Annotated in this window: 1 protein-coding gene; it reads left to right on the forward strand. The window is 46.2% G+C overall.

Annotation, left to right across the window (positions count from 1 at the left end):
• Positions 1 to 378 precede the first annotated feature (378 nt).
• Entirely contained in the window at positions 379 to 7,206 is a 6,828-nt protein-coding gene (gene lgrA, locus BBR47_RS14670; protein WP_015891188.1) for a linear gramicidin non-ribosomal peptide synthetase LgrA, read from the forward strand.
• The last annotated feature ends 3 nt before the right edge of the window (positions 7,207 to 7,209 follow it).

Consider the following 7,209-nt stretch of genomic DNA (forward strand, 5'->3'; position numbering starts at 1 on the left):
ATACAAAAATCGTCAGAAACAACTGGAAATGGAGACACAGAGGCAATTTCATTTCAGAGTGAAATGTCATGTTGACCGAAGAGTAGCGTTGAAAACGGGAGTTGTCAGAAAATGTCAGTTTTTACCAGTGGTAAACTTACCTCCTTTCATCGCTCAAAACTAGCAGAGTAGCGCCTTTTTGCGTTCTTTCCTCTAATTGTTGGGCACAAAAAAATAAAAAAATTTACATACAACTACTTGCAGAAAACCATATTTTTGAGTTATATGTAAAATCATGTAACAAAAAGTAAAAAAGTGGCACAACTTCCATCTAGGATGATTTTCAATCGAAGTCAACTTTTTGTCAACGAAATTATGAGAAATGCTGGTGATGTTTTTTTGAGAATACTATTCCTAACAACATTCATGAGCAAAGAAAACAGGATTGTCCAGTACTTGGAATCAAGAAACCACGAAGTCATCGTGTGCACGAAAAAATGGGAGCAACAAACCGAATATTTGGAAGAAGTCGATTACGTTGTCAGTTACGCGTACGGCTATATTCTGGGTAAGGAAATCGTTTCCCATTTCAAAGGGCGCATTCTCAATCTACATACATCCCTCTTGCCCTGGAACAAGGGGAGAGACCCTGTTTTCTGGAGTATTTGGGATGAGACACCAAAAGGGGTTACGCTCCACCTCATAGACGAGAACATCGATACAGGCAATATTCTTGTTCAGGAAGAGATTTCTTTTGATGAAGAAGATACACTGATCGATTGTTACAACAAAGCGAATCAAGTGATTGAAGACCTGTTCATCCGAGAGTGGGAGAACATCGTCAGTGGGCGGATCACACCAATTCCGCAACCATCTGGTGGAACGATTCACTACAAAAAAGACCGAGATTTCTACAAAAACCTGAATATGACCACCGTAAAAGAACTGCTGGCCTTAAAGCGTTTTTGTTGGGAACGAACACAAGTGGAGAAGCAGAGCGATAAAACCTATCATCAGTTGTTTGAACGACAAGTCGAAGTGTCACCGGACAGTCTAGCAGTTGTCTATCAAGACAAGTCCCTGACATACAAACAGCTTAATGAGCGAGCCAATCAGCTAGCCCATAACCTTTGTGCCAAAGGAATTAAGCCCGACGATCTTGTGGCGCTCATGATGGACAGATCACTGGATATGCTGGTGAGTATTCTCGCCGTTCTAAAGGCTGGAGCAGCATATCTCCCAATCGATCTAGATTATCCGGATGAACGAATTGCTTATATGTTAAACGACAGTGGTGCACCCGTTTTATTGACACAGACTCCGCTTATAGAGAAGGCGAAAAGCATCTGCGAAGTAGAAGTGATCGATGTGTGTGACCCTGGTAGCTTCAGCGACAGAAGAGAGAATCTACAACATGTCAATCGATCAACAGATCTCGTCTATGTCATGTATACATCGGGATCGACAGGCTTGGCGAAAGGCGTCATGATCGAGCATCGCAACTTGGTAAACTTTTGTGAATGGCATCGCCAGTACTTCGAAGTGAGCTCTGAAGACAAAGCCCTTGTCTATTCCAGTTTTGCATTTGACGGATCTGCCTTAGATATTTTTCCCTATCTGCTCACGGGCGCTTTGTTACACATCGTGCCAGCTGCACTGAAGTATGATCTGATTGCCTTGAATGATTATTGTAATCAAGAAGGTATTACGATCAGCTTTTTTCCGACAGGAGCAGCAGAACAGTTCATGCAGATGGATAATCGTTCTTTTCGAGTGATGCTCACAGGCGGGGATGTACTAAAAAGGGTTGAACGGCGCGGTGCTTACAAGCTTTACAACTTGTATGGGCCGACAGAGTGCACGATTGTTGCTACTACTTTTGAGGTGGACAAGCAATACCAAAGTATTCCGATTGGCAAGCCTATCGCTCATACTTACATCCTCATTTTGGACGAAAAGCTGGCATTGCAGCCGATTGGGGTGGCGGGCGAGGTATTTATCCTCGGTGAAGCGTTGGGACGAGGATACGTGAACCGACCAGATTTGACTGCTGAAAAATACATCACTCATCCTCAGACAGGTGAGCGCATGTACCGTACGGGAGATAGAGCACGCTGGTTGCCTGACGGGAACATCGAGTTTTTGGGCCGCCTCGACAATTTGGTAAAAATTCGCGGATATCGAATCGAGCCAGGAGAAATTGAGCCTTTCCTCATGAATCATCCAAAGGTCGAAATGGCAACCGTTATCGCCAAAGAACGGGAGGATGGCCGCAAATTCTTAGTTAGCTATTATGTTGCTCCTGATGAAATCCCTTTTCACGAGCTGAGGGAATGGCTCGGAAATGATCTTCCTGAGTACATGATCCCGACGCACTTTGTTCACATGGAGACTCTACCACTCACCACGAATGGAAAGGTAGATAAGCGGGCGCTGCCAGATGTACAGGGAGATGAGGAGCTGCTGAGGGAATATTATGTCGGGCCAACTGATAAGCTTGAACAACAATTGGCTCACGTGTGGAGCAGCGTGCTAGGAATTTTGCAGGTGGGAATCGACGACCATTTTCTTGAATGCGGTGGGGACTCGATCAAGGCCATGCAACTCATTTCCCAGTTCAAGAATATCGGATTCGATTTGAGATATGACCAGCTTTTTAAGCATCCAACGATTCGCCAATTGAAACGTTTGTTCACAGAGCAAGAGCAGACGAACCTACAACCATTGCAGGAGCTGGGCGTACAACAGGAATACGAGACGTCCGCGGTGGAGAAACGCATGTACTTCATTCAGCAGCAGGATGTAGAGTCGATTGCATACAACGTGACATTCACGGTTGACTTTCCCCATTCCGTAGATGTGGAGCATATCCAGATGGCCTTGCAGGAGCTGGTGATGCGTCACGAAGGATTACGAAGCACGTATCACATGCATGATGACGAAATCGTAAAACGAATTGTCACGTTCGCCGAACTATCCTTTGTCCGTCAAACGGGTGCAGAAGAGGTACTACACAGCCTACTAGCAGAGCACATCAAGCCATTTGATTTGGCAAAAGCGCCATTGCTCCGGGCTGGAATCATTGAAACTCCTGACAAACAGGTTCTCTGGCTCGACTCCCATCACATCCTCATGGATGGCTTATCCAAGTCGATTTTGTTACGGGAATTACAGACTTTACTCGAACGACAGCAGCTTCTCCCTTTACAGAGTACCTATAAGTCGTTTGCGCACTGGCAAAATGACTGGTATTCAAGCGAGGAATACAAACAGCAAGCTGCTTACTGGAAAACCCTCCTTGAGGGCGAGCTTCCTGTTGTCCAGCTTCCTACACGAAAACGTCCGCCGCAACTGACATTTGATGGGACTACGATCACGTATCGCGCAACCAAAGAACTCACGAGAAAGCTCAAGTCCACAGCAACCAAACACGATGGAACCCTCTATATGCTGATGCTCACCATCGTATCTGTCTGGCTATCCAAAATGAATAACGACAGCAAGCAAGTTATACTAGGTACCGTAACAGATGGAAGACAGCATCCGGATACCCGAGAGATACTTGGGATGTTCGTGAATACCTTGCCACTTCTACTCTCGATTGAGCATGAAGAAAGCTTTTTATATAACCTGCAACAGGTTAAGCAAGAGCTTTTATCTGCTTTGCAAAACCAGTACGTTCCCTTTGATAAAATTCTCGAAGGCTCTGGCGCAAAACGCGACGGGAATCGCCATCCCCTGTTTGATGTGATGTTCATGATGCAAAGCGCATCGGAGACAGGGTTGGAAAATCACACGCGTCATATCAATAACAGGATTAGCAAGTTCGACCTGACACTCGAAGCAGTGGAGCGGGAGAATGAGCTGCATATTGTTTTTGAATACAACACACGGTTGTTTGATGAAAGCATGATCAACCGCATGATTGCGCAGTTTGAACATCTCCTTTTGCAAGCTGTTCACGGCTTGGAGGAGCAAGTTAAAACGTTTGAACTAATGCCCCAAGAGCAACGCCTCAATTTGTTACTAGGGGTAAACGATACATCCAAAACATACTCCAGCAAATTGATCATGCAGTTGTTAGAAGAATGGGCGACTGCTACACCGGACAAGATCGCATTGGTACTCGGCGAACAGTGCATGACGTATCGAGAGCTGAACGAACGAGCAAACCAACTGGCACATACCCTCCGAGCAAAAGGGGTGCAACCAGACGATCTGGTGATGCTTATAGCGGAACGATCCTTTGAGATGATAGTGGTCATTCTCGCCGTGTTAAAAGCAGGTGGAGCCTATCTGCCAATCGATCCGAACAGTCCGACGGAGCGAATTTCCTACATTTTCACAGACAGCGGCGCCAAGCTAGTGGTAGCACAGACCCGTTTCGTTGAAAAAGCAAGCTTTACAGCGAATGTTATGGATTTGAATAGCGAGAGTAGCTTTTCCCCAGATACAAGCAATCTACCATTGGTTAACATGCCGGATGACCTCGTGTATGTCATGTACACATCGGGCTCAACCGGGAAGCCAAAAGGCGTGATGATTGAACACGGGGGACTGCTTAATGTACTCCATGCCATGCAGGATGAATATCCGCTTACGTGTGAAGATGCAATCCTGCTGAAGACGACCTACATTTTTGATATCTCTGTTGCCGAAATTTTCGGGTGGATTCCTGGAAATGGAAGGTTAGTCATTCTCGAGCCAGAGGCGGAAAAGAACCCCAAAGAAATATGGCAGGCCGTAGTCAAAGACGGGGTTACCCACATCAATTTCGTGCCATCCATGTTGATTCCGTTCGTCGAATATCTGGAGGGGACAAACGAATCAAACCGATTGCGGTACATCCTTGCTTGCGGGGAAGCGATGCCGGATGATCTCGTGCCAAAGGTGTATGAAGTACTGCCGGAGGTGAAATTGGAAAACATCTACGGGCCAACAGAAGCGACCATCTATACGTCCCGTTATTCGCTCGCAAAACACTCACTGGAGAATCCTGTCCCCATCGGAAAGCCACTGCCCAACTATCGAATGTACATCGTCAATCAGTACGGACAGTTGCAGCCTATAGGCGTTCCGGGCGAACTATGCATTGCTGGAATAAGCTTGGCGAGAGGATATTTGAATAACGAAGAGCTGACCGCTGAAAAGTTTGTTGCCCATCCATTAGAGGCTGGAAAGCGTATCTATCGCACTGGCGACCTGGCACGCTATCGTGAGGATGGCAACATCGAGTATCTCGGACGGATGGACCATCAGGTAAAAATTCGTGGATACCGCATCGAGTTGGATGAAATTCGTAGCAAACTGATCCACGAAGAGTCTATTGATGATGCGGTGGTTATGGCCCGAGTGGACCAGAACAATCAGGCATACTTATGCGCCTATCTGCTTTCCGCGAAGGAATGGACAGTCAGTCAATTGCGCGACTTGCTTCGCCGCGATTTGCCAGAATATATGATACCTGCCCACTTCGTTCTTATGAAGGAGTTTCCCCTTACTTCCAACGGCAAGCTAGATCGCAAGGCCCTGCCCGAACCGGATGGAAGTGTGAGAAGCGAAGTGGAATTTGTAGCACCGCGCTCTGAAATGGAAAAGATTCTTGCTGGAATTTGGGGAGAAGTACTTGGCATCGAGAGAGTAGGGATTCAAGACAGCTTTTTCGAGCTTGGTGGGGATTCAATCAAGGGTTTGCAGATCGCGTCTCGTCTGCAACGGATGAATCTCATGATGGCAGTCAATCATCTGTTTAAATATCCAACGATCGAACAAATGGCACCGTTTATCATTTCCGAGAGTATCAATATCGATCAGGGACTGGTTACAGGGCCTGTCTTACTTACACCGATCCAGCACTACTTCTTTGAACGGATTACATCAAGCAGACAGCACTGGAATCAAGCAATGATGGTTTTCAGCCGAGAGGGCTTTCATAGCGAGCTACTGATGGAGTCTCTCCATGCGCTAGTCCTTCATCATGATGCCCTGCGCATGAGCTTTACCGAATCGGATGAGGGATTTGTCCAATTCAATCGGGGCGACGATGGTAATCTGTTCGTATTCCAAGTGTTTGATTTTACAGAAGAGCTGAATGCTCGAAACAAAGTGGAAGAAGAAGCAAACCGTCTGCAAGCCAGAATGAATTTACAAGAGGGACCTCTGGTTCAAGTAGCGCTTTTCAAGACCAGAGCAGGTGACCATCTGCTTTTTGCGATTCACCATTTGGTTGTTGACGGTGTGTCCTGGCGAATCCTTCTGGAAGACTTCCGAATAGCCTATCAGCAAGTAGCCTCAGGTAATCCAATTGCTATACCGGAAAAAACACATTCTTATCAAAAATGGGCAAAAGAGCTGAAAACCTTTGCCAATAGCAAGAAGCTTGTCAATGAACTAGCTTATTGGAAAAAAGTCGAATCCATTCCGTCCCCTCCCTTACCGAAGGATCAGGAGACCATTTATCAGACCGAATTGGAGACGATAACAGCATCCGTTCGTTTCTCCAAAACGGAGACGGAAAAATTACTGCGCCATACAAATCACGCCTACCAAACGGAAACGCAAGAGATCTTGTTGACTGCCTTGGGAATGGCGATGCAGGAATGGACAGGGGCAAACGATGTTAGGGTCTTTTTGGAAGGACATGGACGTGAAGAGATTGTCAAGGGCTTGAATGTCTCCCGTACGGTAGGTTGGTTCACTTCCCTTTTCCCTGTCGTGCTGCCTGTAGCCAAATCGGGCCAATTAGGGGAGCAGATCAAGCTGGTCAAAGAAACGATGCGTGCCATTCCTAATAAAGGAATCGGGTATGCCATCCTAAAGCATCTCACAGAGACCGAGCACAAGCGAGACATCCATTTCACACGCCAACCCGAGGTTGTGTTCAATTATCTGGGACAGTACGAAGCCGATCTGGACAATGAGCTTTTCACATTATCGGATCTACCAGAGGGTAGAGTACTAGGACCTCATGCCGAGCGCATGCACCCGCTCGATATCTATGCCAAGATTATCGGTGGAGAGCTGGCTATCTATTTGAATTACAATCGCCATGAGTATCACAAAACGACGATAGACAAGCTCATGGGACTCTATCAATTTCATTTGAACGCTATTATTTTTCATTGTATAGAAAAGAAAGATTCTGAGTTAACACCGAGTGATTTCGTGGACAAGAAGCTCTCTCTGGAAGAACTCGATGACATTATGGACTTGATAGGCGATTTGTAAGTA

It is taken from the genome of Brevibacillus brevis NBRC 100599, assembly GCF_000010165.1.
Taxonomy (GTDB): Bacteria; Bacillota; Bacilli; order Brevibacillales; family Brevibacillaceae; genus Brevibacillus; species Brevibacillus brevis_D.